General features: G+C 64.4%; 23 protein-coding genes. 3 read left to right on the top strand and 20 right to left on the bottom strand.

The window, feature by feature from the left end; genetic code table 11:
• Positions 1-42 precede the first annotated feature (42 nt).
• The 16 genes from pcaC to INS93_RS04740 all read right to left on the bottom strand — a co-directional run bounded on the left by pcaC (position 43) and on the right by INS93_RS04740 (position 17,571).
• Positions 43-438, bottom strand: a complete 396-nt coding sequence (gene pcaC, locus INS93_RS04815; protein ID WP_160017059.1) for a 4-carboxymuconolactone decarboxylase — start codon at positions 436-438, stop codon at positions 43-45.
• Between the two features lie 104 nt (positions 439-542).
• Positions 543-1,331: a 3-oxoadipate enol-lactonase gene (gene pcaD, locus INS93_RS04810; protein WP_192980502.1), complete on the bottom strand. Its 789-nt coding sequence runs from the start codon at positions 1,329-1,331 to the stop codon at positions 543-545.
• Positions 1,332-1,340: 9 nt separating this feature from the next.
• Positions 1,341-2,693, bottom strand: coding sequence for a 3-carboxy-cis,cis-muconate cycloisomerase (locus INS93_RS04805; protein WP_192980501.1), 1,353 nt, complete (start codon positions 2,691-2,693; stop codon positions 1,341-1,343).
• 246 nt (positions 2,694-2,939) lie between these two features.
• Positions 2,940-4,145 (bottom strand): 3-oxoadipyl-CoA thiolase, encoded by a 1,206-nt coding sequence (gene pcaF, locus INS93_RS04800; RefSeq protein ID WP_192980500.1) that lies wholly within the window; start codon positions 4,143-4,145, stop codon positions 2,940-2,942.
• On the bottom strand, positions 4,142-4,924 hold the full coding sequence (locus tag INS93_RS04795; protein WP_160017055.1) for a CoA-transferase subunit beta: 783 nt from the start codon (positions 4,922-4,924) through the stop codon (positions 4,142-4,144). Before INS93_RS04795 ends, pcaF begins: the two co-directional genes overlap by 4 nt.
• Entirely contained in the window at positions 4,924-5,787 is an 864-nt protein-coding gene (locus INS93_RS04790) for a CoA transferase subunit A (RefSeq protein WP_192980499.1), read from the bottom strand. The genes INS93_RS04795 and INS93_RS04790 overlap by 1 nt, the downstream gene beginning before the upstream one ends.
• Before the next feature lie 146 nt (positions 5,788-5,933).
• Positions 5,934-7,214, bottom strand: coding sequence for an OprD family porin (locus INS93_RS04785; RefSeq protein WP_192980498.1), 1,281 nt, complete (start codon positions 7,212-7,214; stop codon positions 5,934-5,936).
• A 240-nt stretch (positions 7,215-7,454) separates the two neighbouring features.
• On the bottom strand, positions 7,455-8,669 hold the full coding sequence (locus tag INS93_RS04780; RefSeq protein ID WP_192980497.1) for a benzoate/H(+) symporter BenE family transporter: 1,215 nt from the start codon (positions 8,667-8,669) through the stop codon (positions 7,455-7,457).
• 101 nt (positions 8,670-8,770) lie between these two features.
• Positions 8,771-10,114: an MFS transporter gene (locus tag INS93_RS04775; RefSeq protein WP_192980496.1), complete on the bottom strand. Its 1,344-nt coding sequence runs from the start codon at positions 10,112-10,114 to the stop codon at positions 8,771-8,773.
• Positions 10,115-10,233: 119 nt separating this feature from the next.
• A complete protein-coding gene (locus INS93_RS04770; RefSeq protein ID WP_192980495.1) occupies positions 10,234-10,998 on the bottom strand; it encodes a 1,6-dihydroxycyclohexa-2,4-diene-1-carboxylate dehydrogenase in 765 nt (254 codons plus the stop codon).
• A 105-nt stretch (positions 10,999-11,103) separates the two neighbouring features.
• Entirely contained in the window at positions 11,104-12,114 is a 1,011-nt protein-coding gene (gene benC, locus INS93_RS04765) for a benzoate 1,2-dioxygenase electron transfer component BenC (protein WP_192980494.1), read from the bottom strand.
• A gap of 81 nt (positions 12,115-12,195) precedes the next feature.
• A complete protein-coding gene (gene benB / locus INS93_RS04760; protein ID WP_122109117.1) occupies positions 12,196-12,684 on the bottom strand; it encodes a benzoate 1,2-dioxygenase small subunit in 489 nt (162 codons plus the stop codon).
• Entirely contained in the window at positions 12,685-14,046 is a 1,362-nt protein-coding gene (gene benA, locus INS93_RS04755) for a benzoate 1,2-dioxygenase large subunit (protein ID WP_192980493.1), read from the bottom strand.
• A 195-nt stretch (positions 14,047-14,241) separates the two neighbouring features.
• A complete protein-coding gene (locus INS93_RS04750) occupies positions 14,242-15,198 on the bottom strand; it encodes an AraC family transcriptional regulator (protein ID WP_192980492.1) in 957 nt (318 codons plus the stop codon).
• A 337-nt stretch (positions 15,199-15,535) separates the two neighbouring features.
• Positions 15,536-16,381, bottom strand: coding sequence for an IclR family transcriptional regulator (locus INS93_RS04745; RefSeq protein WP_160017045.1), 846 nt, complete (start codon positions 16,379-16,381; stop codon positions 15,536-15,538).
• A gap of 185 nt (positions 16,382-16,566) precedes the next feature.
• A complete protein-coding gene (locus tag INS93_RS04740; RefSeq protein ID WP_192980491.1) occupies positions 16,567-17,571 on the bottom strand; it encodes an AraC family transcriptional regulator in 1,005 nt (334 codons plus the stop codon).
• Positions 17,572-18,117: 546 nt separating this feature from the next.
• Between INS93_RS04740 and antA the strand changes: the two genes are divergently transcribed.
• From antA to antC, 3 genes are read left to right on the top strand one after another with little or no spacing between them, the layout of a single operon-like run.
• A complete protein-coding gene (antA, locus tag INS93_RS04735) occupies positions 18,118-19,509 on the top strand; it encodes an anthranilate 1,2-dioxygenase large subunit (protein ID WP_192980490.1) in 1,392 nt (463 codons plus the stop codon).
• Positions 19,509-20,000 (top strand): anthranilate 1,2-dioxygenase small subunit, encoded by a 492-nt coding sequence (gene antB / locus INS93_RS04730; protein ID WP_192980489.1) that lies wholly within the window; start codon positions 19,509-19,511, stop codon positions 19,998-20,000. The genes antA and antB overlap by 1 nt, the downstream gene beginning before the upstream one ends.
• A 19-nt stretch (positions 20,001-20,019) precedes the next feature.
• Positions 20,020-21,042 (top strand): anthranilate 1,2-dioxygenase electron transfer component AntC, encoded by a 1,023-nt coding sequence (antC, locus tag INS93_RS04725; RefSeq protein ID WP_192980488.1) that lies wholly within the window; start codon positions 20,020-20,022, stop codon positions 21,040-21,042.
• Between the two features lie 266 nt (positions 21,043-21,308).
• Here the strand turns inward: antC and INS93_RS04720 are convergent, their stop codons facing one another.
• Genes INS93_RS04720 through pcaH form a run of 4 tightly spaced genes read right to left on the bottom strand, consistent with a single transcriptional unit; the run spans position 21,309 to position 24,602 of the window.
• Positions 21,309-22,256, bottom strand: a complete 948-nt coding sequence (locus INS93_RS04720) for an AEC family transporter (protein WP_192980487.1) — start codon at positions 22,254-22,256, stop codon at positions 21,309-21,311.
• The gene (zapE, locus tag INS93_RS04715; protein ID WP_226945337.1) at positions 22,250-23,272 is read right to left on the bottom strand and encodes a cell division protein ZapE; all 1,023 of its coding nucleotides are present in this window, start codon (positions 23,270-23,272) and stop codon (positions 22,250-22,252) included. Before zapE ends, INS93_RS04720 begins: the two co-directional genes overlap by 7 nt.
• Positions 23,262-23,870, bottom strand: coding sequence for a protocatechuate 3,4-dioxygenase subunit alpha (pcaG, locus tag INS93_RS04710; RefSeq protein WP_192980486.1), 609 nt, complete (start codon positions 23,868-23,870; stop codon positions 23,262-23,264). The genes zapE and pcaG overlap by 11 nt, the downstream gene beginning before the upstream one ends.
• A 12-nt stretch (positions 23,871-23,882) precedes the next feature.
• The gene (pcaH, locus tag INS93_RS04705; protein WP_160017036.1) at positions 23,883-24,602 is read right to left on the bottom strand and encodes a protocatechuate 3,4-dioxygenase subunit beta; all 720 of its coding nucleotides are present in this window, start codon (positions 24,600-24,602) and stop codon (positions 23,883-23,885) included.
• Between the last annotated feature and the right edge of the window lie 10 nt (positions 24,603-24,612).

Genomic DNA, 24,612 nt, shown 5'->3' with positions numbered 1-24,612 from the left:
CCCGGATGCGTGGTCCGGGTAGCGCCCCATTGCTCGTACGAATCAGTCTTCCAGTGATTCCACGCCCAATTCGTCCCAGACTTCCTCGGCCAGGTGGAAGGTGGCATTGGCTGCCGGGATGCCGCAGTAGATCGCGCTCTGCATGAGCACTTCCTTGATCTCGTCGCGGGTCACGCCGTTGTTCTTCGCTGCGCGCAGGTGCAGTTTCAGTTCGCCCTCGCGGTTCATGCCGATCAGCATGGCGATGGTGATCAGGCTGCGGGTGTGGCGCGGCAGGCCGGGGCGAGTCCAGATATCGCCCCAGGCGTGACGGGTGATCATCTCCTGGAACTCACTGTTGAACGGCGTGAGCTTCTCCAGGCTGCGGTCGACATGGGCGTCGCCCAGCACCGCGCGGCGCACCTGCATGCCGGCTTCGTAGCGTTGTTTTTCGTCCATTTTCTGCTCCGTGGAAAAATGCTCTTGTAGGAGCGAGCTTGCTCGCGAACATCACGAGCGAAAAAGCTTCGCGAGCAAGCTCGCTCCTACAGAAAAACGTGCGATCAGGTGGTTAGGAAATCCAGCAGCGCCTGGGTAAAGGACACGCCGGCCTCGACGTTGGACAGGTGCGCGGCGTGGAACTCCACCAGCTTCGCGCCCTCGATCCGCTGCTGCATGAAGCGGCCGTGCTCGACGGTGGTCACCGGATCGAGGCTGCCGCAGACGATCAGCGTTGGCGACTGGAGGCCGGCAATCTGCTCGCGGAAATCGGCGTCGCGCACCGCTGCACAGTTGGCGGCGTAACCTTCGGGCGAAGTCTGCGCCAGCATGTCGACGATGGGCTCGACCTGCTGCGGCTGCGCGGCGGCGAAACCGGCAGTGAACCAGCGTGAGATCGAGGCGTCGCGCAGATCGCGCATGGCCTGCGCGCCGCCGGCTAGCACGGTTTCAATACGCGGGTTCCACACCTCTGGCGCGCCGATCTTGGCGGCGGTGTTGCACAGCACCAGGCGCGCGATGCGCTCGGGCGCGTTGAGCGCCAGCCACTGGCCGATCAGCCCGCCCATGGACAACCCACAGAAATGCGCCTTGGCGATATCCAGCGCGTCGAGCAGGGCCAGCACGTCGCGGCCCAGTTGCTCGATGCTATAGGGCCCTTCAGTCACCAGCGACTGGCCATGGCCACGGGTGTCGTAGCGCAGTACCTGGAAATGGCGGGTCAGCGCCGGCATCTGCATATCCCACATGTGCAGGTCGGTGCCCAGGGAGTTGGACAGTACCAGCACCGGCGCACCGGCCGGGCCTTCGAGCTGGTAGTTGAGATCGCCATCGGCGAGACGTACGGCAGGCATGGATAACTCCTAACGCGAAAATTGCTGGTGTTCGGCGACGGCCCGCTGCACCCAGCGGCGGGCCTGTCCCAGGTAATGGGCCGGATCGAGTAGACGCTCCAGCTCGGTAGCGGACAGCTCTGCGCTGACCTCGGCATTGGCGCCGAGCACCGCACGCAGGTGCACGCCCTGCTGCACCGCCTGGCGGCAGCACTGCTCGACCAGATGATGTGCGGCGTCACGGCCGATGCGCAGGGCCAGGGCGATGCTCACCGCCTCGGCCAGCACCAGGCCCTGGGTCAGTTCGAGGTTGGCACGCATGCGCGCGGCATCCACCTCCAGCCCAGGCACCGCCAACAGCGCCTGCTGCAGCGCGCCGGAAACCAGGCAGCAGAGTTCCGGCAGGGTTTCCCATTCGGCGTGCCACAGGCCCAGGCTGCGCTCGTGCTCCTGCGGCATGGCGGCGAACATCGTCGCCACCAGGCCCGGCGCGCGGGTGGCGGCGCCGATCAGCACCGCAGCGCCCACCGGGTTGCGCTTGTGCGGCATGGTCGACGAGCCGCCCTTGCCCGGCGCCGAGGGTTCGAAGACTTCACCGGCCTCGGTCTGCATCAGCAGACTCAGATCGCGGCCGAGCTTGCCCAGGCTGCCGGCGATCAGCCCGAGCAGGCTGGCGAACTCCACCAGTCGGTCGCGCTGGGTGTGCCAGGGCTGCTCGGGCAGGTTCAGCTGCAGCTCGGCGGCCAGCGCCTCGGCCACCGGCCATGCCTGCTCGCCGAGCGCCGCCAGGCTGCCGGAGGCACCACCGAACTGCAGGCTCAGCAGGCGCGGCTTGAGTTCATTCAGGCGCTGACGATGGCGGGTGATGGCGCCGAGCACGCCGGCCAGCTTCATGCCCAGGGTCACCGGGGTAGCCTGCTGCAGCCAGGTGCGCCCGGCCAGCGGCGTGTCGGCATGGCGCTCGGCCTGCGCCGCCAGGGCATCGCCCAGGTTGGCGAGATCGCTTTCGATCAGGTCAATGGCCGCGCGCAGTTGCAGCACCAGGCCGCTGTCCATGACGTCCTGGCTGGTCGCACCGAGGTGTACGAAACGCTCGGCCTCGGGGCTTGACGCAGCGATGCGTTTGCCCAGCGCCTTGACCAGTGGAATGGCGGAGTTGCCGGCCGTGGCGATGGCCTCGGCCAGCGCCGGGTAATCGTAGAGTTCGGCTTTACAGGCGGCCTCGATGGGCACCACGGCTTCGGCGGGGATCAGCCCCACGCGTGCCTCGGCCCGTGCCAGCGCGGCCTCGAAGTCGAGCATGCCCTGCACCCGGCCGGCGTCGCAGAACACCGCGCGCATGGCCGGGGCGGTGAAGTAGGCATCGAAGAGTTGGTTGCTCACGAGCGAAACGCTCCTGGGAAAAATGTACGGCTAGTGTGGCATCAACCGGCGGCGCCGCGCACGGAGGGGCGTCTGTGGGAGGGGCTTTAGCCGCGACGGCTTAAAGGCGTCGCCGCTGAAGCGCCTCCCACAAGGTTCACACCCGCTCGATGACCGGGCCTTGGGGTGGGCCGGGCGGAGATCCGTTTTAGCCCACCAATAGCCATAGTGGACATGGTGGGCTAAAGCCCCCCCTACAGATGTCATTCACACCCGCTCGATGGCCAGCGCCAACCCCTGGCCCACGCCCACGCACATGGTCGCCAGGCCCAGCTTGCCGCCGGATTTCTCCAGCTGATGCAGCGCGGTCTGCACCAGGCGCGCGCCGCTGGCGCCCAGCGGGTGGCCGAGGGCGATGGCGCCGCCGTTGGGGTTGACCTTGTCGCTGTCGTCGGCCAAACCCAGCTCGCGCATCACCGCCAGCCCCTGGGCGGCGAAGGCTTCGTTGAGTTCGATCACGTCGAACTGGTCGATGCCCAGGTTCAGCCGCTCCAGCAGCTTGCGTACCGCCGGCACCGGGCCGATGCCCATTACGCGTGGCGCCACGCCGGCGCTGGCCATGCCGAGCACCCTGGCACGCGGGGTCAGGCCGTGTTTTTTCACCGCATCGGCGGACGCCAGGATCAGCGCCACGGCGCCGTCGTTGACGCCCGAGGCATTGCCGGCGGTGACCGTCTTGCCCTCGCCGTTGACCGGCTTGAGCTTGGTCAGCGCTTCCAGAGTGGTGTCGGCGCGCGGATGCTCGTCGGTGTCGACCACCGCCTCACCTTTCTTGCCTTTGATCACTACCGGGACGATTTCCTCGGCGAAGAAGCCTTCGGCCTGTGCCCGCGCAGCGCGCTGCTGGCTGCGCAGGGCGAACAGGTCCTGGTCGGCGCGACTGACCTGATAGTCGTCGGCGACGTTGTCGGCGGTCTGCGGCATGGCGTCGACGCCGTACTGCGCCTTCATCAGCGGGTTGATGAAGCGCCAGCCGATGGTGGTGTCCTCGATCTTCTGGTTGCGCCCGAAGGCACTGTCGGCCTTGCCCATCACGTAGGGCGCACGGGACATGGACTCCACGCCGCCAGCAATGGCCAGTTCCATTTCACCGGCTGCGATGGCACGGAAGGCACTGCCCACCGCATCCAGGCCGGAAGCACACAGGCGGTTGAGGGTCACCCCCGGCACGCTGTCGGGGATGCCGGCCAGCAGCAGCGCCATACGCGCGACGTTGCGGTTATCCTCACCGGCCTGGTTGGCGCAGCCCATGAAGACTTCGTCGATGGCGGCCAGATCCAGCTGCGGATTGCGCTCGATCAGCGCCTTCAGCGGCACCGCCGCCAGATCGTCGGCACGCACCGGCGCCAGGCCGCCGCCGAAGCGGCCGATGGGCGTGCGAATGGCGTCACAGATGTAAACGTCGCGGCTCATTCCTCACCCCCGGCCTGACCGTGGGCGGCGGCGGTGCGCGCTTCCAGGGCGCGCAGCGCTTCCAACTCGGTGTCGTTCGGCGCCTCGGTCACGGCCAGGTCGTCGGCGAAACGGATGGCCCAGCCGGTATTCTCGATCACCTGCTCGCGGGTCACGCCCGGGTGCAGCGAGGTGACGATGAACTCGTTGCTACCGGCTTCCGGCTCCATGATGCACAGGTCGGTAATGATACCCACCGGGCCCTTGCCGGGCAGGCCGAGCTGCTGACGGTGGTCGCCGCCCTCGCCGAAACCGACCGATGTGATGAAGGCCAGCTTGTCGACGAAGGTGCGATGCGACTGCTTGAGGATGATCAGCACTTCCTTGGCGCTACCAGCGATCTCCGGCGCGCCGCCGGCACCGGGCAGGCGCACTTTCGGGTTGTGGTAGTCGCCGATCACGGTGGTGTTGATATTGCCGAACTTGTCGACCTGGGCCGCGCCGAGAAAACCGACGTCGATGCGCCCGCCCTGCAGCCAGTAGCGGAAGATTTCGCCAGTGGGCACCACGGTGTCGGCGGTTTCGGCCAGCTCACCGTCGCCGATCGACAGCGGCAGCACGCTGGGCTTGGCACCGATGGGGCCGGATTCGTAGATCAGCACGACGTCTGGCGAGGAGGTCAGGCGCGCCAGGTTGGCAGCCTTGGACGGCAGGCCGATGCCGACGAAGCAGACCGCGCCGTTCTTCAGGCGGCGGGCAGCGGCGACGGTCATCATTTCATTGGTGCTGTAGTGGCTCATCACTTGGCCTCCGCAATCTTGGCTTGGGCGATCTTTTCCCGGAACTGGGCGAAATCCTGGGTGCCGCGGATGTATTCATCGATCCAGGCGCTGAAGGTTTCACGGTCGCGGGCAATCGGGTCCCAGGCCTGATAGAAGCGGTTGTCGCGCTCGTAGTAGCCGTGGGCATAGGACGGGTGCGCGCCGCCAGGCACGTGGCACACGGCGGTCAACGCCCAGCTCGGCAGCACGCAGGCGTTCATCGGCGCCTTGAGGTCGTCGACGATTTCCTCGACCGTGACGATGCAGCGCTTGGCCGCCAGGGCCGCTTCCTTCTGCACGCCGAGGATGCCCCACAGCAGCACGTTGCCCTTGCGGTCGGCCTTCTGCGCGTGGATCACGGTGACGTCCGGGCGCACCGCCGGGGTAGCCGCCAGCTTCTCGCCGGTGAAGGGGCAGTCGATGAACTTGATGTTCGGATTGACCTTCGGCAGGTCGGAGCCGGCATAGGCACGCAGCAGGGCGAACGGCAGGCCGGAGGCGCCAGCGACATAGGAGTTGGCCAGGTCGGCATGGCTGTGCTCGTCGATTTCCAGGGCGTTCGGCCACTTCTTCTCTACCGCATCGCGCAGACGGTGCAGCGAGCCGACGCCGGGGTTACCACCCCAGGAGAAGGTCAGCTTGCGCGCACAACCGGCGCCGATCAGCAAGTCGTAGACCAGGTCCGGGGTCATGCGTACCAGATGCAGGTCTTTCTTGCCCTGGCGGATCAGCTCGTGGGAGGCGGCAGTGGGGATCAAATGGGTGAAGCCTTCGAGAGCGACGCAGTCGCCGTCGTTGACGTGGCGCGAAATGGCTTCGCCCAGGGTGATGATGTCGGCCATCGTGTTGTTCTCGCTTGGGTTGCAGGTGCCACCGGGCAGGGGTGGCGGTGAGTTCAGATTAGGGCGCGCCATGCGGCGGAACAATCCGATAATCGCCTTATCGTGCGATTATCGAACCATTCCTGATTAATGGTGCTGACAGCGCCTTACAGCAGGTTCCAGGTGTAACTGAGGATCAGGCGGTTCTCGTCGATATCGCTGCGGTAGTTGGAGCGCGCGGTGACGTTGCGCACGCGCACACCGAGCCCCTTGAGCGCGCCGCTCTGCAGCGTGTAGCCGATATCCAGATCGCGCTCCCAGTCCTTGCCTTCGTAGCGCGCACCGCCACGGTTGGTGGCCTGGACATCGACGTTGTCGCCGCGGATGTAGCGCACCCCGGCCACCAGGCCCGGTAAGCCCATGGCTGCGAAGTCGTAGTCGTAACGCAGCTGCCAGGAGCGCTCGTCGGCCGAGGCGAACTCGAATGTCGGCACCTCGTTGCCCAGCGGGCTGACGTTGGCGAATACGCGCGGGAAGGCGTCATCGCCGAACATCGCCTGGTAGCCGATATAGAAGGTGTGGCCACCGTGCCTGGCCGACAGCAGGGCGAACAGCGCTTGGTTGTCGATCTCACCGAGCAACTGCTTGCCGTCTTCGGCCGAGTCGTAGAAGCCGAGGTTGGCGCCCAGGGTCCAGGTGCCAACCGGCTGGCTGTGCTTGAGGCCGAGGAAGCGCTGGTCGTAGATGTCTTCCAGCTGCGCGTACCAGGCGCTGGCGGTGGTGCGCCCGGCGTTGAAGGCATAGTCGCCGCCGGCGTAGTTGAAAGCGTCGCTGGTCGCCGCGCGCTGCGGCAGGTGACCGAGCATGGCGAGCATCTTGTCGTCGCCAGCCTCGTTGCGCAGGCTGGTGGAATTGAGATGCCCGGCCTGCAGGGTCAGCCCGGCGAACTCGTTGGAGACGACGCTGACGCCCTGGTAGCTGGGCGGTAGCAGGCGGATATCGGAATAGGTCAGCACTGGCAGGTTGGGTTGCAATTCGCCCACCTTCAGCTCGGTCCTGGACACACGCAGCTTCGCTGCCAGGCCCAGGCGGCTGTAGTCGTCGGCGGCCTTGCCGCTCTCGCGGGTTGGCAACAGACCGGTATTGACTCGATCCGGGCTACTGTCGAGCTTGAGGCCGAGCAGGCCGATGGCATCCACGCCGAACCCCACCGGCCCAGGGGTGTAGCCGGATTTGACGTTGAGGATAAAGCCCTGCGCCCACTCCTCGGCCTTGGACTGCCGGTTAGGGCCGACGATGTCGGAAAAGTCGCGGCTGAAGTAGTAGTTGCGCGCCGTGAGCGTGGCGCTGGCGTCTTCGATAAACCCTCCCTCGCCAGCCTGGCTCAGGCTCGGCAGGCAGGCGGCAATGGCGGTGGACAGCAGGCAAAGGCGTGGGCTGTGTTTCATCGGTAGCGTGCTCTTGTTGTTATCGAGGTTGCAGAAACCCGCCCGGCAGCCATTGGGAAGCCGGTTGGGGGTAGATGGATCGGGTCGATTGGAGCTATATCGCGGTTTGTAGGGGGTCGCGGGGCCGCCTAGGCCGTGCGCACCAATACAGACGGCAACTGTTGATACGCGCGATGTGGCAATGGTTGGTGCGCATGGCGCACCCTACGAAAGCCGGTCCAGACGCGGATATAGCGCTGTTCACTCGCGCACCGGCGCGGCCCTCGGGTTACTCGTGGCGCTTGGCGATTGCTGCCGTGCTCGCAACAGCAGGTGTGCGGCGAGACCGAACAGCAGGCCCCAAAAGGCCGCCGACAAACCGAGAAAACTCACCCCGGAGGCCGTCACCAGAAAGGTGAACAGCCCGGCGTCGCGCTCCCTGGGCTCGTTCAGGCTGCGCGCCAGCGCCTCACTGAACGCGCCATATAGCGCGAGCCCCGCGAGGGCGGCGATCAGCGCGGCGGGAAAGGCGGCAAACAGCGACACCAGGGTGGCGCCACCAATGCCCAGCAGCAGGTAGGCCAGGCTGCCGGCCACTGCGGCGATGTAGCGCCGCTTGGGGTCTTCATGAGCCTCGCGGCCGGTGCAGAGGCTGGCGGTGACCGCCGCCAGGTTCAGGCCGTGGCAGCCGAACGGCGCCAACAGCGCGCCACCAATGGCACTGGCGCCGATGATCGGGCTGGCCGGTGTGTCATAGCCGGCGCCGCGAAGCGCCGCCATGCCCGGCATGAACTGCCCGGTGAGCGCCACCAGCACCAGCGGCAGCGCCAGGTTGAGGCTGGCGGCCAGGCTGAACTCGGGGGCGATCCACTGCGGCGTAGCCAGTTCCAGCACCAGCGCCTCGCTGCGCAGCTGGCCGCCGAGCAGGGTCAGCGCCGCGCCCACCAGCAATACACCGGCCACCGCATAACGCGGCGCGATTCGGCGCAGCAGCACGTAGGTGGCGAACATGCTGACGATCAGCAACGGCTGCTCCGGTAGCGCCTTGAACACCTCGATGCCGAAGGCGAACAGAATGCCGGCCTGCAGGCCAGCAGCGATGGAACCGGGCAGTTTGGCGATCAGCCGGTCGAAGCTGCCGCTCAGGGCAATCAGCAGCAGGATCAGGTTGGCCACCAGGTAGGCGCCGATGGCCTGGTTCAGGCCCAGTTCCGGCAGGGCGCCGACCAGCAGCGCGCTGCCGGGGATCGACCAGGCGATCACCACCGGCGTGCGGTAGCGCAGGCTGAGCAGCAGGCCCAACGCGCCACTGCCGATGGAAATTGCCCAGACCCAGGAAGACAGCAGCGCCTGCGACAGGCCGGCGCTTTCCGCGGCATGGAAGATCAGCACCAGCGGCCCTGCGTAGGAGATGGTGGTGGCGAGCAGCCCGGCCACCAGGGCGGGCAGAGAACAGTCGCGCAGCAAAGCCTGCATGTCAGCCTCGCAAGTCAGTGTGGCCTTCCGGCAGCGGAAGGCGCTCGGTGTCGGAACGACGGGCCCCCTGCCTGCTCACAGGCAGGGGCTCGGCATGCGGCTCAGGCCTTGGCAGACACCAGCGCCGCGGTCGCTGCCGCCTGGCGCCGCTGGCCGCTGAGGGTGAACACCGCCATGGCCAGGGCAGCGATGGCCCCGGGCACGGCGAAGGCGATGAAATTCAGTTGCAGCGGCAGGTTGATCGCCATCAGCGCACCACCGAGCAGTGGGCCGACGATAGCGCCGTTGCGGCCGATGCCCGAGGCCCAGCCGAGGCCAGTGGAGCGGATCGACAGGCCGTAGAACTGCGCGGCACCGGCGTACAGCAGAATCTGCGTGCCGATGGTGGTGGCGCCAGCAATGAAGATCAGCCCGTAGAGCACCGGCGTGGGGCTGTTGAAGCCCAGCAGGCTGATCGAGGCGGCGGCGGCGACGAAGAAGGCCACCATCACCTTGCCCAGGTTGAAGCGGTCGCCCAGCCAGCCGCCGAGGATCGCTCCGGCCATGCCGCCGAAGTTCAGCGCCAGCAGGAACGACAGACTGGACCCCAGGCTGTAGCCGGAGTTGGCCATCAGTTTCGGTAGCCAGGAGCTCAGCGCGTAGACCATCAGCAGGCAGCAGAAGAACGCCAGCCACAGGCACAGGGTGCGCAGCGCACGACCGTCGCGAAACAGCTCGAATACGCCAACGCCCTGGCCCTTGCCATCGCTCATTTGCAGTTGGTCGGCGGCGTCGATCCGCAGGCCCGGCTCGACCTTGGCCAGCACCGCGCGGGCCTGCTCATGGCGACCCTGGCGCACCAGGAAACCCACCGACTCCGGCAGCTTCCACAGAATCAGCGGCAACAGCAGCAGCGGCACGGCGGCGGCGAAGAACATCGATTCCCAGCCGAAGCGCGGCAGCATGTAGATACCGACGCCGGCAGCGAGCATACCGCCCAGCGAGTAGCCGCTGAACATCACCGCCACCAGAGTGCTGCGCAGGCGCTTGGGCGCGTACTCGTTCATCAGCGCCACGGCGTTGGGCATCAGCCCGCCGCAGCCTAGCCCGGCGATAAAGCGGAAGATGCCGAACTCGGTGGGGCTGGAGGCAAAGCCGTTGAGGATGGTCGCCGTGGAGAACAGCACGAAGCAGATGGCGATGCCCTTCTTGCGCCCGATCCGGTCGGCCAGGGTGCCGAAGCCGAGGGCGCCGAACATCATGCCGAACAGCGCGTAGCTGCCCAGGGCGCCGGCCTCCAGCGGGGTCAGGTTCCACTCCTGCATGATCGACGGCAGCACCACGCCGAAGATGAACAGGTCGTAGCCGTCGAAGATCAGCAGCAGCGCGCAGAGCGCCATGACCATCCAGTGAAAGCGGGAAAAACGCGCGTTATCGATAACGGGGTGAACGTCTATCTGTCGCATGGCATCGGTTCTCGGTTTTGTTTTTGTTGTGAACTGCTCGGTTGATGTTTGTAGGAGCCCGCTTGCGGGCGATGCAGTTGATGGATCGCCAGCAAGCCGGCTCCTACGCGATCAGGGGACTAGCCGAGATCCCCGCCACCCACCGGCAGGGTCACGCCGGTGATATAGGAGGCCTCGTCGGAGGCGAGAAAGAGGATCGCGCCGACCTGCTCGTCGAGGGTTCCGTAGCGCTTCATCAGGCTGCTCTCGACGGTCTGATCGACGATCTGCTGGTACCAGGCCTTCTCCTGGTCGCTCGGCTCGGCGGCGTTGCGCGGGACGCGTCGCGGCGGCGCCTCAGTGCCGCCAGGAGCGGTGGCGTTGACGCGAATGCCGCGCTCGGCAGTCTCGAACGCCAGGCAGGCAGTTAGTGCGTTGACGCCGCCCTTGGCCGCGCCGTAGGGCACACGGTTGACCCCACGAGTGGCGATGGAGGAGACGTTGACGATGGCACCGCTTCCCTGCTTCAGCATCTGTGGCAATGCGGCGTGGCAGCACCACAGCGTGGGGAACAGCGAGCGACGCACTTCGGCTTCGATCTGCGCGGTTTCGTAGTGCTCGAACGGCTTGGCCCAGATGGTGCCGCCGACGTTGTTGATCAGGATGTCCAGGCGGCCGAAACGCTCGACCGCCGCCTGCATCACGCCCTGGCAGTCGCCGGCCTGCTCCAGGTCGGCGGTCAGGCACAGCACACCGACCTGCTCGGCCAGTTCATTGATCAGCTTGGAGCGGTCCACCGCCACCACCTGCGCGCCCTCATCCAGCAACCGCTCGGCGACCCGTCGGCCAATGCCCTGGGCGGCGCCGGTGACCACGGCGACCTTGTCTTGGAAACGCTTGTTCATCTGTCGACCTCAATCAAATGGTGCGACCGTAGCCCGGATGCAATCCGGGACTGGTTCGTGGACTTCCCCCGGATTTCATCCGGGCTACGACTGCCCCGCCCGCGCCTATGCGCTGGCAGCAAACTTCTCGTAATAGAAATTGGCCGGCGCGATGCCCTGTTCGCGGATGCAGGCGCTGACCGCCTCGACCATCGGCGGCGGGCCGCACAGATAGATGTCCACCTCGCCGTCGTTGAGGTGCCTGGGTTCGATGTGCTGGGTGACGTAGCCCTTGTGCGGGTAGCTGCTCTCGGGGCTGGCCACGCAGGCGCTGAAGCTGAAACCGGGGATGCGCGCGGCGAAGGCTTCCAGCTTGTCCAACTCGACCAGGTCATGGTCGTGGGTCACGCCGTAGATCAGGTGCAGCGGGTGCGCGCTGCCCTCGGCGGCGATCTTCTCCAGCATTGCGGTAAAGGGCGCCAGGCCGGTGCCACCGGCCAGCAGCAGCAACGGGCGCTTGATCTCGCGCAGGTAGAAGCTGCCCAGCGGGCCGGCCAGGCTGATGCTGTCGCCGGCCTTGGCCAGGTTGCTCAGGAAGCTGCTCATCAGCCCGCCCGGCACGTTGCGGATCAGGAAGCTGACCTCGCCGTCCTTCTGCAGGCTGCTGAAGGAGTAGGCGCGGCTCTGCTCGCTACCCGGCACCTGCAGGTTGACGTACTGCCCCGGCAGGAAGGCCAGCTGGCTCAGCGCCTCGCCCTTGACCGACAGGGCGATGGTGCTGTCGCTCAGTTTGCGCACCGCGCTGATGGCCGCCTCGAAGCTGGCCTGCTGGGTCTTGCACACTTGCGACGACGCCGGCACGCGGATCACGCAGTCGCTCTCGGCGCGCATCTGGCAGGTCAGCACGTAGCCCTGCTCGGCCTCGGTCTGGCTCAGGGCGTCCTCGATGTATTCCTCGCCGAGGTCGTATTGGCCGGCTTCGGCGAAGCACTTGCAGGCGCCGCAGGCGCCATCGCGGCAGTCCAGCGGGATATTGATGCCCTGGCGATAGGCGGCGTCGGCCACCGTCTCACCCAGGTTGGCGTCGATAAAGCGGGTCACCCCGTCTTCGAAATTCAGTGCGATCTTGTGGCTCATGGCGCACCTCGCTATGCGGTTGGCGGCGTGCAGAAGCCCGCGACGGGAGCCAATGGCCCCGCCGGCAGCGCTGCAGCGGATTCAGATGTGGTAGACGTCGATGATCTGTCTGACGTAATCGTTCTTCAGCACCACCTTCTTGGCCTTGATCAGCGGGTTCTCGCCGCGGGTATCCAGGGTGTAGAAGCTGCTGCCGTAGAAGTGATCGACGGTCTTGTAGCGAAAGCTCAGGGTGTGCCAGTTGAAGCGCACCTTGGTGAGGCCCTCTTCCTGCTCGACGATCTCGATGTTGTTGATGTTGTGCGAGGTGCGGGTATCCGGGATGGTGGCGCTGGAGCGCTCGGTGCGGATGCGGAACACCCGGTCCTCCAGGCCGCCGCGGTTGCCGTACCAGATCAGCGAGATTTCGGTCTGCGGGTTTTCCACCAGCTGATCGGCATCGTCCCAGGCCGGCATCCAGAACTCGGCATCCGGGGCGTACAGCTCGAGCCACTGATCCCACTGCTTGTCGTCCAGGTAGCGCGCCTCGCGGTAGAGGAAGTCGCGCACGGCGTCATAGGAAAGGCTCATTTACGCACCCTCCACGTGGATCAGTTGGTCCTGTTCTTTCTTCACCGCCTGGATCATCTGCTGCTGCCAGTAGTGGTGCTGCAGCACGAACAGACCCTCGTCCTCGGTGCGCACGCCGCTCATCAACGGCTGCAGGTCGATCTCCCGGGCCGAGTCGTCGGCGCCTTCGATCCAGTGCTTGGCGCCGCGGGACATGTCGTTCCACTCCATCGCGCGGCCGGCGAAGCCCTGCTGGCAGGCGCGGAATTCTTCCAGGTCATCAGGGGTGGCCATGCCGGAGACGTTGAAGAAATCCTCGTACTGGCGGATACGACGGGCGCGGGCCTCGGCACTCTCGCCCTTGGGCGCGATGCAGTAGATGGTCACTTCGGTCTTGTCCACCGACAGCGGGCGGGCGATGCGCAGCTGCGAGCCGAACTGATCCATCAGGTACAGGTTGGGGTACAGGCAGAGGTTGCGCGAGTGGCCGATCATCCAGTCGGCACGGGCTTCGCCGAACTCGGCGGCGAGGCGCTCGCGGTCGGCGAACAGCGGGCGGTCCTCGGGGTTGTCCCAACGGGTCCAGAGCAGCAGGTGGCCGTTCTCGAACGAGTAGAAACCGCCGCCCTTCTTGCCCCAGCCGCCGGCGCTCATGGCGCGGATATCGTCGCCGGCCTCTTTCAGCTTGCGCTGCTGCTGGGTGGCGGCGTAGTTCCAGTGCACGGCGGTGACGTGGTAGCCGTCGGCGCCGTTTTCCGCCTGCAGCTTCCAGTTGCCCTCATAGACGTAGGTGCTGGAGCCGCGCAGCACTTCCAGGCCTTCGCTGGACTGGTCGCAGATCATGTCGATGATCGTCTTCGACTCGCCGAGGAACTCTTCGAGCGGAGCCACGTCCTCACGAAGGCTGCCGAACAGGAAGCCGCGGTAGGACTCGAAGCGGGCGACCTTCTTCAGGTCGTGGGAGCCGTCGCAGTTGAAGCTGTCCGGGTAGCCGGCTTCCTTGGGATCCTTGACCTTGAGCAACTTGCCGCTGTTGTTGAAGGTCCAGCCGTGGAACGGGCAGGTGTAGCTGGCCTTGTTGCCGCTCTTGAAGCGGCAGAGCATGGCGCCGCGATGGCTGCAGGCGTTGATGAAGGCGTTGAGTTCACCGTCCTTGTTGCGCGCGATGAAGATCGGCTGGCGCCCCATGTGAGTGGTGTAGTAGTCGTTGACGTTGGGGATCTGGCTCTCGTGGGCCAGGTACAGCCAGTTGCCCTCGAAGATGTGCTGCATCTCCAGGTCGAACAACCGGGGGTCGGTGAACATCTCGCGCTTGCAGCGGAAAATGCCCTTGTCCTTGTCTTCTTCAAGCAGGCTATTGAGGTAGTCGAGTCCCAGGTTCATGGCCATGGCTCCGTTGTTATTGTTTCAACGGTTCCAAGGCTATGCCGCCTGATTGTCCGACAATATCCAGTTCGTGCAGGACCTTTATCCGTTTTCTGCAGGGTGCGACCAAGGTCGTAGAAGCCAGAGATGACGGGGCCTGCGCGACGCTTCATCGGGCGTAGGGTGCGCCGCGCGCACCGAGAAGGCGGGAAATCAGGACTCGCGGCGACGCAGGGTATCGGAGGGCAGTTCGCCGAAGGCGCTCTTGTAGCTCTCGGAGAAGCGGCCAAGGTGAAGGAAGCCGTAGTCCAGCGCCACCTCGGTGATATTGCGCACCTTGGCCGACGGATCGCTGAGGCAGGCATGCACCCGCTCCAGCTTGCGCTGGCGGATGTAGTGCTTGGGCGTGGTGCCCAGATGCTTGTCGAACAGCCCGTAGAGCGAGCGCGGGCTGATATGGGCCAGCTGAGCCAGCTGCTCGAGGCTGATGTCCTGTTTGAGGTTGTCGTCGATGAACTGCACTAGGCGCTCGAACGAAGGGTTGCTCTCGGCCAACTCCACACGACTGACATTGTTGCCCAGCAGGCCGAGCAGCTTGCTGGCGATGATCCGCGTGTAGTGCTCCTGCACCGATGGCAGCGACTGCTCGCTCTCGGCCTCGTCGCAGACCAGACCGAGCAGATTGGTGAAGCCTTCGAGCTGCTGCAGCTGGTGGCGCGAGGCGAAGCGCACGCCATCGGCCGGGCGCTGCCAGTGGTTGTCGCTGCAGGCGCGCTCGATCAACTGGGCCGGCAGCTTGACGATGAACTTCTCGCAATCGTCGGAATAGGTCAGGTCGACCGGATCATCCGGGTTGATCAACAGCAGTTCGCCGGGGGTGAAGTAGTGTTCCTGGCTGTAGCCGCGCCACAGGCAGTGGCCCTGTAGCAGCACCTGCAGGTGGTAGATGGTCTCCAGCGCCGGCGTGGTGACGCGCACGCTGCCGCCGTAGCTGATACGGCACAGGTCAAGACTCGCGAAGCTGCGATGGCTGAGGCTGGCGGCCGGACGGCCGCTGCTGGGCAGGCGGATACAGTGCGAGCCGACATGCTGGTTGACGTAGTCGGATACCGCATAGGGATCGGCATTGGCGAACAGCCGACTCTTCTCGTTCAGCAGGCGACAGTCCATGACTCACGGCACTCTTATCATTGTTATTTGAGTAGCGGGTACTGACGGGCCAAGGCAGCCCTCCTCGCTCGAACCATAGATACAGGCAAATGGCCCATACCTGATCACAAACCGATCAACGGTTGACCGCAGCAGGTTAGCGGCTCGACGAGCTTAGGCAATCGGATCTTGGACGAATATCGCTGCGGGCGATTACCGCCCGGTTTCGTGAAGTGGCGTAGCAGGACCGCCCCCCGCAGCCTCTGTAGGAGCCCCGCCCCGGGGCGAAAGCGATCGAGCAGACAACGCACCTTCGCCCCGGAGCGCAGCGCCTACGAGCAAGCGTCGAGGCGGCCGCTCAGGCCGGCCGGAACAACTGGCTACTGAGCTCGCGGCTGGCGCTGAGCATCAGCGGCAGGTAGCGCTTCTCCAACTCGCTGACCGGCACGCGGCCGGCGTGGGTGCTGACGTTCATCGCCGCCAGCACGTGGCCGGCAGAGTCATACACCGGCACTGCCAGCGAACGCAGGCCCTGTTCCAGTTCCTGATCGACGACGCACCAGCCCTGGTGACGCACGCGCTGCAGGCATTCCCATAGCGCCTCGGGAGTGTGCAAGGTGCGGCTGGTCTTGGGCTGCAGTTCGGCGTGAGCCAGGTAGTCCTGGAGCTGGTCGTCGTCCAGCGCGGCCAGCAGGATGCGGCCCATGGACGTGCAGTAGGCCGGCAGGCGGCTGCCGACACTGAGATCCACCGATATCAACCGCTGCGGAATCGCCGAACGGGCGATATACAACACCTGCTCACCTTCCAGGGTGGCCAGGTTGCAAGCCTCGTGCAGTTGCTCGCTGAGGCGGTCGAGGTAGGGCTGGGCGGACACCGCCAAAGGCGTCGACGACAGGTAGGCGTGGCCCAAGGTCAACACCTTGGGCAGCAGCGAATAGGTACGCCCGTCGGTGGTGACGTAGCCCAGCTTCATCAGGCTGTAGAGGCAGCGGCGCACGGCGGCGCGAGGAATCTCGGTGCGGTGGCTGATCTGGGCGATGGTCAGGTGACGCTTGCGCTCCTGGAAGGCATTGATCACCGCCAGGCCGCGAGCCAGGGAGGTCATGAAATTGGGATCGCCGGCGAACTCCTCGATACGCTTGGCCGGCGACACGTAGGGCGGCGGAGCAAGACTGGTAAGCGGCGGACGGGTTTCGCTCATGGGGCCTCCGAAACGGAATGGACAGCACCAGGCGATTATCGAACCATTGTGCGGTAATCGCAATTCGGCACCACGACCAGGGGGTCAATGTGGATTGCCATCTAAGCCAGTTTCCCGGCTACCCTAAATGGCCTGAGCACGGCCCGACTGAGTATCCAAAACGCGGGGCACCCCGCCGCAGCACCTCATGGCCGTCGCAACGCTTTCAGGCGTTGCTGGGTCATCGTGGGCGTTTCGCCAAACAACTTGCGGTATTCGCTGGCAAAGCGCCCAAGATGATTGAACCCCCAGGCCATGGCGATAACCGAAATATTGCGCGCAAAGCGATCCTCCAGTAGCTCCTGGCGCACGGCTGTCAGACGGTATTTTTTCAGGTACGCCATGGGCGTCTGCCCAAAGTAGCGGTTGAACCCCTCGAACAGCTTGAAGCGGGAAACGCCTGCTACCTGCTCGACATCATCCAGCGCCAGTTGCTCGCGGGCATGGGCATGAATGAAGTCACGCGCACGCACCAGATAATGCGGCAACTTGAGCGCCAGACGTTCACGCAGTTCGTCGGCGTAGTTGCTCGGCTGAGAAAGAATCAAGCCCTTGATCAGAGCGCTTTCGATATCACGGGTGAAAAGCATCTGTCCGTAAAGGTCGCGACTGTGCTCCAGCTCATCGCTCAGGTGCCGAACCATACGCCACCAGCCGGCAGCCGCCCCCTTCAAGGCATTCATTCGCGGCTCGAAACATAGCGGAGCATCCACCCGACGCTGCAGCAGTTCTTCGAGGGTTTTCTGCATGGCCGCACGGCCAATGGCGACTTGCAGCTTGTGGCAGTTGCCGGCGATGGTCAGCCGCTGCGTTTCATGAGGCGAGACGATCACGCCACAGCCTCGGTCCGATAGCAGTCGCTGACCGCCCTTTTCCAACTCCTGCTCGCCGCTAAGCGGCAGACTCAGGCTGTAACAGTTCAGCGCATGACCATCACCGATGCCGATAGTGACATCCGTGCCGTACTCGACATAACCAAGTGTCGTCGACATCGAAGGCAGCACGTTGCCACTGTGGTGAAATTCAATGCACTCAGGCCGGGCCACATATAGATGATGCGGCCCGCAAACAGTGGCCATCCAGGCACGGGCTCCGGCTAGATCGTAATGATCGGCGGAGATATCTCGATAATGCTGGGAGGGGCTATTCATCACGCAACTCTCGACACGGCAATAGGCAGGCGCGTTCTGACGACGCACTCGATGCATTCAACGCAAGCGGTATGCCATCAAGACCTGCCTGACAGCGAACCGAAAGAAACGGATAGTAATCGTGCGCTTTTCGGCCAGACTCGGTGAACCTTCACCTGTCGGCATCCCTGAAAGCTCTGGCCAAGTAATCGGCGCAATGCCGACATTGCCCAGAAAAACAGGCGGAAAGTGGAGTTTTCACAGGTTAAATGAGCATTTTCGAAGCTTTTTAACCCGCCGGTGGCCGCTCTGAAGGCGAGGCAGCGACGCTGATCAACGCGCATCGCCGCTCACCACGCTCTACTCCCTGACAGCAGATGAACGCCGACAAAGCGTTACCCCATCGCCCGCAATTGCCCCGAAGCGTTACCAAGGGCTACCAAACTCCAGCTTCTGTCATCCCTATCAAATAAGCGGCCCGACTTCGTCAACTAAGCGGATAGACCGGCATTTGCCGCACTCTTTCTAATGGCATCTCGAATTGCCTGACGTGCAAGGTGCGACGCCATGAATACCTCCAACAAAAGCATTGAACAGTGGAAAGACTACATAAGCGGCTGCCTGGACTTCCGCCCCGATGAGGGCGTGTTCCGTATCGCCCGCGACATGTTCACCGAGCCAGAACTCTTCGATCTGGAGATGGAGCTGATCTTCGAACGCAACTGGATCTACGCCTGCCACGAGAGCGAGATTGCCAAGCCGAACGACTTCATCACGATGCGCGCCGGCCGCCAGCCGATCATCATCACCCGCGACGGCAATGGCCAACTGCATGCTCTGGTCAACGCCTGCCAGCACCGTGGCGCCACACTGACGCGCGTGAGCAAGGGCAACCAGTCCACCTTCACCTGCCCCTTCCACGCCTGGTGCTACAAGAGCGATGGCCGTCTGGTTAAGGTCAAGGCGCCGGGCGAATACCCGGAGAGCTTCGACAAAGCCACGCGCAGCCTGAAAAAGGCGCGCATCGAGAGCTACAAGGGCTTCGTCTTCATCAGTCTCGACGTCACCGCCAGCGACAGCCTGGAAGATTTTCTCGGCGACGCCCGTGTGTTCTTCGACATGATGGTGGCGCAATCCCCCACCGGCGAACTTGAGGTCATTCCGGGACGCTCCACCTACACCTTCGACGGCAACTGGAAACTGCAGAACGAGAACGGCCTGGACGGTTATCACGTGAGTACCGTGCACTACAACTACGTGGCCACCGTACAACACCGCCAGCAGGTCAACGCCGAAGCCGGCACCACCAGCCAGACCCTGGACTACAGCAAACTCGGTGCTGGTGATGCGCAGACCGACGACGGCTGGTTTTCCTTCCACAACGGCCATAGCGTGCTGTTCAGTGACATGCCCAACCCCAGCGTGCGTCCCGGCTATGCGACCGTCATGCCACGTCTGGTCGAAACCTATGGCAAGGCCCGCGCCGAGTGGATGATGCATCGCCTGCGCAACCTGAACATCTATCCCAGCCTGTTCTTCATGGACCAGATCAGCTCCCAGTTGCGCATCGTCCGTCCGCTGGCCTGGAACAAGACTGAAGTCATCAGCCAATGCATCGGCGTGAAGGGTGAATCCGACGCCGACCGTGAAAGCCGCATCCGCCAGTTCGAAGACTTCTTCAACGTCTCAGGCATGGGCACACCGGATGACTTGGTGGAGTTTCGCGAACAGCAGCGCGGCTTCCAGGGACGCCTGGAGCGCTGGAGCGACATCTCGCGCGGTTACGACAAGTGGCGTACAGGCCCCACCGCCAACAGCGAAACCCTCGGCATCACACCTGTGATGACCGGCACCGAGGCAACCCACGAAGGTCTCTACGTGAACCAGCAAGGCAGCTGGCAGCGCTTTTTGCTCGAAGGTCTGGCCAAGAAAGCTCTGAGCCTGAAGGAGGTGCAATGATGAACGCGCAACTGCAATACCAGGTCGAGCAGTTTCTCTACCGCAAATCGGCGCTGTGCGACGCACAGGATTGGGATGCCTACCTGGACCTGTTCGATGAGCAGTGCGAGTACCACCTGCCGCAATGGGAAAGCGAGCACACCTACACCCAGGACCCCAAGCGCAGTATGTCGCTGATCTACTACGCCAACCGCTCGGGCCTGGAAGACCGCGTGTTCCGCATTCGCACTGGCAAAGCCGCCTCCACCATTCCGATGCCGCGCACCCTGCACATGATCAGCAACGTGCGTATCGCCGAGGCTCAAGACGGCCAACTGAAAGTGAAGACCAACTGGCAGACGCTGTTCCACCGCCTCGGCGCGAGCGACCAGTTCTTCGGCTACGCCACCTATCACCTCAAACCGCACGGCGAGAGTTGGAAGATCACCCGCAAGCACATCGTGCTGCTCAACGACACCATCAACGCGGTGCTCGATTTCTACCACCTCTGAACAGCCGGACAGACAGCTCATGACGCACAAGGTCGCCTTCAGTTTTGCCGACGGCAAAACCCTGTTTTTCGCCGTGCAAGACAATGAAATCCTGCTCGATGCCGCCCTGCGCAACGGCATCAACATCCCACTGGACTGCCGTGAAGGCGTGTGTGGAACCTGCGCGGGCCGCTGCGAGTCGGGTCTCTATGAAATGGACTATGTGGATGAGGAAGCCCTCTCGCCACAGGACCTCGCCCAGCGCCGGATTCTCAGTTGCCAGACCCGTGTGAAGTCGGACGCCTCCTTCTACTTCGACTTCGATGCCAGCCGCTGCAGCACCGCCCAAGCGGTGCAGTGGCGCGGCGTGGTCAGCCACGTCGAGCAGGTTTCACCGACCACCGCCATCCTCCACCTGGACGGCAGCGACAGCCAGCAGCTGGACTTCTTGCCGGGACAATACGCGCGCCTGCACGTGCCCGGCACTGACGCCCGCCGCTCCTACTCCTTCGCCAACCGGCCGGGTGCGGACAACAAGCTGCAGTTTCTAATCCGCCTGCTGCCGCACGGGGTCATGAGCGACTACATCCGCGAACGCTGTCAGGTGGGTGACGTAATTCACCTGGAAGCGCCCCTGGGCACCTTCTACCTGCGCCATGTCGAACGGCCACTGGTGCTGGTAGCAGGTGGCACCGGGCTGTCCGCCTTCCTCGGCATGCTCGATGAACTGGCCGAACGCGGCGGTTGCGGCCAGCCGGTACAGCTGTACTACGGCGTACGTCAGGTGGCGGATCTGTGCGAACTATCGCGTATCCAGGGCTACGCCGAGCGTATTCCCGGCTTCAGCTTCACCCCGGTGATCAGCGACGAGGCGCAGAACTGGCAGGGCAAGCGCGGTTACGTGATCGAACATATGGACGCTGAGGCCCTGCGCGCCCAGGCGTTCGACATGTATCTGTGCGGTCCACCGCCGATGGTCGACTCGGTCAAACACTGGCTCGAAGAGAATGGCCCGGACAATGGCCATCTGTATTACGAGAAATTCACCCACAGCAATAGCTGACAATCGCAATACAGCTCTGCGAGAACCGCACACCTGCGTCGAAGCGGAGCTGTCTTCCTGCGCATCTGCGTTCCCGAATCCTCGACTGGCGCACCTGCGCACACGCGCACATCGTCCGTTCCGCACATCGACTACGCGCCGCTGCAGGAGGCGCAGGCCACTTCGCCGATCATCATCAGCCGGCGTATCGGCGACGCCTCGCCGCTGAAGCGCCTCCCACAGGCGCCATGCCTGAACGCAAGGTGCGCCACGCGCACCACCAACTCTCAGTCCGGCAACAGGCCCTGCCAGCGCAGCAACACCAGCAGGATGCTGACGCTGAAGAAGGCGAGCACGGTGCAACCGACCAGTGAGGCCGCGCAGCGCTCCTCCAGGCCGAAGCGTTGGCCGAGAATCGGGAACACGCTCATCATGGGCGCGCTGGCGAACAGCAGGCCGGCCACCATCAGCGTCGGGTCGATGCCTGGCACCAGCGCCAAAGCCGCGAACATCAGCAGCGGATGCAGGATCAATTTGCCGATGGAGGTCTGGGCCAGATCCGCCGCCATGCCGCCGACTTTCATACCGTTGAGCGTGGCGCCGATTACGAACAGTGCCACCGGGGCCGAGGCTGCGGCCAACATGTCGATGACACGTGCCGGAACCGTCGGCAGACGCAGCGCCAGCATCGACATGACCAGACCCAGCACGATGGCGATGATCAGCGGATTGCGCAGCAGGCGCAGCGCCGTTTCGCGCACCACCGTCCAGCCGCGCCCGCCCTGCTGGCCGGCTTCGGCAAGCGCCAGAGCCAGAGGGACCATCAGCAGGTTTTCCACCAGCATGCCCAGCGCCATGGCCAGCGCCGCCGTGGGGCCGATCACCATGACCGCAATGGGGTAACCAACGAAGCCGCTATTGGGCACGGCCATGCCCATGGCCAGGATCGCACTGCTGGAAAGATTCAGACCGCGCCAACGTCGCGCCACCAGCAGGCCAATGCCGAACAGGCTCAGCGAGGCCATCGCATAAGCTGCCAGATAAGGCCCGTTGAGCACCTCGCTCAGGCTGCGCTCGGCCAGCGCCTTGAACACCAGCGCAGGCAGCGCGAAGTAGATGACGAAGGTGCCCATGCCGCGCACCTGTTCCCGATTGACGAGCCCGACGCGAGCCGAGAGAAAGCCCAGACCGATGAGGATGAAGATCGGTGCGGTAATGCTCAGAACCGCTAGCATGCCAGGCTCTCCGCTTGTTCTTGGCGCAGTTGCGCAAAGCGACTGCGAGTACGGGAAAAGTCGCCGTGCGAGACACCTGCACACAGCACATCGAGAGGGCGCTCGCCTTGCAGCCAGAGTTCACAAGCACGGTCGTAAGCGATGTCGATGAAGTTGATCAGACGCTGTTGCTCGTCCAGCGTGCAACGCCCCAGTGCGGGCAACTCACCGATGGCGATGTGCGCGAAACGCTGGCATAGCTGCAGGTAGTCACTGCTGGCCAGCGGCTGTCGGCACAGTGCGGCGAAGTCCAGCCAGATCGTTCGTTCATCCATGCCGCGCAGTGCCAGAGTGCGGCGCTGCACAAGCAACTGAGACGTGGCCGGTAGATGCGCCAGCCGCGCCTCCAGCAATCTGGCAGGGCCTTGCAGGTAAAGCCCCCAGTGCCGCGTGCTGTGGGCACGGTAGTCAGGGCCGGCCTCCATCTGCAGCACCAGGCAGCGGCGCTGCAGCAGCTCGGCGAACGGTTTGAAACGACTGTGATACAGCGGGTTGGGACACAACTGTGCCGGGGTGTAGTTGGAGCTGAACAGGAGGATGCAGTCGCGCTCGATCAGGGTCTGCAACAGGCGCCCGAGCAGGATTGCATCGCCGATGTCATGGACATGGCATTCATCGAGATAGAGCAGCCGTGCCTCGCGGGCCAGTTCGTCGGCCACGCGCTGCAGCGGATCAGCCTGGCCGGCATGCACCAGCAGACGGCGCTGCACGTCCTGCAGCAGCGCATGGACATGCATCCGGCGCTTGCTGGCCACTGGCGCGGCCTCGAACAAGGCCGCCAGCAACAGGCTCTTGCCACGCCCGACACCGCCCCACAGGTAAGCGCCAGCCGCAGGCCGGCGCCGCCAGCCAGACGGCCGAATGCGCGCCTGCAACCAATCGGTCAGGCGGGCGAGCGTCCGTTGCTGGGCATCGTCCAGATGCAGACCTTGCGCTTCGATGAAGCGCAAGGTCTGCGAGCACAACTCAGAAGTCAAAGAAGACCGTCTCGCCCTCACCCTGAATGCGGATGTCGAAACGGTACGCCGGCTTGCCGTCCACTTCGCAGCGCTTGGCGATCAGCGTCTCGCGGCGCTGTGGCTGCTCGATCAGGTTCAGCACCGGATCCTTGGCGTTGGCCTCGGCCTCGTCTTCGAAGTACAGGCGGGTGTTGAGGTGAATGTTGATGCCGCGGGCGAACAGCGCGACGTTCACGTGCGGCGCCATCGGCACGCCGGCAGCATTGTTCACCACGCCCGGCTTGACCGTGTAAGCGGTCCACTCACTGCCGGCGTCGAAGGTGGTGGCGGTACGAGCGAAACCGTTGAACGCTTTGGACAGGTCGTAATCCTCGTCGTACTGGCCCTGGTGGTCGGCCTGCCACAGTTCGAGGAAAGCATCGCGCACCAGATGGCCGTTGCCGTCATAGACATGGCCGACCAGCACGATGTGCTCGCCCGGGGCTTCGGGCCTCGCCATCTGGTTCCAGATTTCCTGCTCACGGATCGGGTTGCCGGCGGCGGCCAGGGCCAGACCGATATGGACGTAGGGGCCGGCGGTCTGCGAGGGGGTTTCCGGCAGCAATTCAACAGGCATGGGGCATCCTCCTCATTTGTTCTCGAAATGGGTCTTCCGCTGGCCGCGCAACACGATATCGAAGCGGTAGGCCAGGCAATCCATCGGGTTGGCCGTGCTCATGTCGAGCTTGGCTATCAGCGTCTGTACCGCGTCCGGGTTGGCGATGGACTTGACGATCGGGCACAGCGGAATCAACGGATCACCCTCGAAATACAGCTGGGTGATCAGGCGAGTGGAAATCGATGGGCCATTGAGCGAGAAGTGGATATGCGCCGGGCGCCAGTCGTTGGGGTTGTTGCGCCACGGATAGGGTCCGGGCTTGATGGTGCGGAAGATATAGCGACCTTCGCTGTCGGTCAGTGCCCGGCCGACACCGCCGAAGTTGGGGTCGAGCGGCGCCAGATAGCGATCGTTCTTGTGCCGGTAGCGGCCGCCGGCGTTAGCCTGCCACATCTCCACCAGGGTATGCGGGATCGGCTTGCCGTACTGATCCATCACCCGGCCGGAAACGATGATGCGCTCGCCGATGGGCAGGCCACCGTTGTTGAAGTTGAGCAGCAGGTCGTTGTCGTGCTCGGCGAACTTCAGGTGCGAGAAGTCCGGGCCGGTGGTCTCGGAGATCGACTGCGGGATGCTCACCAGCGCCTGGCGCGGCGAACGGGCGATGGAGGTCTTGTAATCGGGCGTCAGGGCTTTGGGGTGCCAGTTGCGGTCACGAATGACGAAACGGCGGTTGTCCTCGGCAGGCATGGTGCGCTCC

The sequence above is a fragment of the Pseudomonas sp. EggHat1 genome (assembly GCF_014892995.1).
In the GTDB taxonomy this organism is placed as follows: domain Bacteria; phylum Pseudomonadota; class Gammaproteobacteria; order Pseudomonadales; family Pseudomonadaceae; genus Aquipseudomonas; species Aquipseudomonas chaetocerotis.
This window is presented reverse-complemented; position numbering and strand designations above follow the sequence as displayed.

What these genes read in the sequence shown, in the direction of transcription:
- INS93_RS04780 (WP_192980497.1), bottom strand. Translation starts at nt 8,669, where the DNA reads ATGCAGGCTTTGCTGCGCGACTGTTCTCTGCCCGCCCTGGTGGCCGGG.
- pcaH (WP_160017036.1), bottom strand. Translation starts at nt 24,602, where the DNA reads ATGCCTGCCGAGGACAACCGCCGTTTCGTCATTCGTGACCGCAACTGG.
- INS93_RS04750 (WP_192980492.1), bottom strand. Translation starts at nt 15,198, where the DNA reads ATGGACTGTCGCCTGCTGAACGAGAAGAGTCGGCTGTTCGCCAATGCC.
- INS93_RS04790 (WP_192980499.1), bottom strand. Translation starts at nt 5,787, where the DNA reads ATGGCCGACATCATCACCCTGGGCGAAGCCATTTCGCGCCACGTCAAC.
- antA (WP_192980490.1), top strand. Translation starts at nt 18,118, where the DNA reads ATGAATACCTCCAACAAAAGCATTGAACAGTGGAAAGACTACATAAGC.
- pcaF (WP_192980500.1), bottom strand. Translation starts at nt 4,145, where the DNA reads ATGAGCCGCGACGTTTACATCTGTGACGCCATTCGCACGCCCATCGGC.
- pcaD (WP_192980502.1), bottom strand. Translation starts at nt 1,331, where the DNA reads ATGCCTGCCGTACGTCTCGCCGATGGCGATCTCAACTACCAGCTCGAA.
- antB (WP_192980489.1), top strand. Translation starts at nt 19,509, where the DNA reads ATGAACGCGCAACTGCAATACCAGGTCGAGCAGTTTCTCTACCGCAAA.
- INS93_RS04745 (WP_160017045.1), bottom strand. Translation starts at nt 16,381, where the DNA reads ATGAGCGAAACCCGTCCGCCGCTTACCAGTCTTGCTCCGCCGCCCTAC.
- INS93_RS04740 (WP_192980491.1), bottom strand. Translation starts at nt 17,571, where the DNA reads ATGAATAGCCCCTCCCAGCATTATCGAGATATCTCCGCCGATCATTAC.
- INS93_RS04720 (WP_192980487.1), bottom strand. Translation starts at nt 22,256, where the DNA reads ATGCTAGCGGTTCTGAGCATTACCGCACCGATCTTCATCCTCATCGGT.
- INS93_RS04795 (WP_160017055.1), bottom strand. Translation starts at nt 4,924, where the DNA reads ATGAGCCACTACAGCACCAATGAAATGATGACCGTCGCCGCTGCCCGC.
- benA (WP_192980493.1), bottom strand. Translation starts at nt 14,046, where the DNA reads ATGAACCTGGGACTCGACTACCTCAATAGCCTGCTTGAAGAAGACAAG.
- benB (WP_122109117.1), bottom strand. Translation starts at nt 12,684, where the DNA reads ATGAGCCTTTCCTATGACGCCGTGCGCGACTTCCTCTACCGCGAGGCG.
- pcaG (WP_192980486.1), bottom strand. Translation starts at nt 23,870, where the DNA reads ATGCCTGTTGAATTGCTGCCGGAAACCCCCTCGCAGACCGCCGGCCCC.
- INS93_RS04775 (WP_192980496.1), bottom strand. Translation starts at nt 10,114, where the DNA reads ATGCGACAGATAGACGTTCACCCCGTTATCGATAACGCGCGTTTTTCC.
- pcaC (WP_160017059.1), bottom strand. Translation starts at nt 438, where the DNA reads ATGGACGAAAAACAACGCTACGAAGCCGGCATGCAGGTGCGCCGCGCG.
- INS93_RS04785 (WP_192980498.1), bottom strand. Translation starts at nt 7,214, where the DNA reads ATGAAACACAGCCCACGCCTTTGCCTGCTGTCCACCGCCATTGCCGCC.
- INS93_RS04770 (WP_192980495.1), bottom strand. Translation starts at nt 10,998, where the DNA reads ATGAACAAGCGTTTCCAAGACAAGGTCGCCGTGGTCACCGGCGCCGCC.
- benC (WP_192980494.1), bottom strand. Translation starts at nt 12,114, where the DNA reads ATGAGCCACAAGATCGCACTGAATTTCGAAGACGGGGTGACCCGCTTT.
- antC (WP_192980488.1), top strand. Translation starts at nt 20,020, where the DNA reads ATGACGCACAAGGTCGCCTTCAGTTTTGCCGACGGCAAAACCCTGTTT.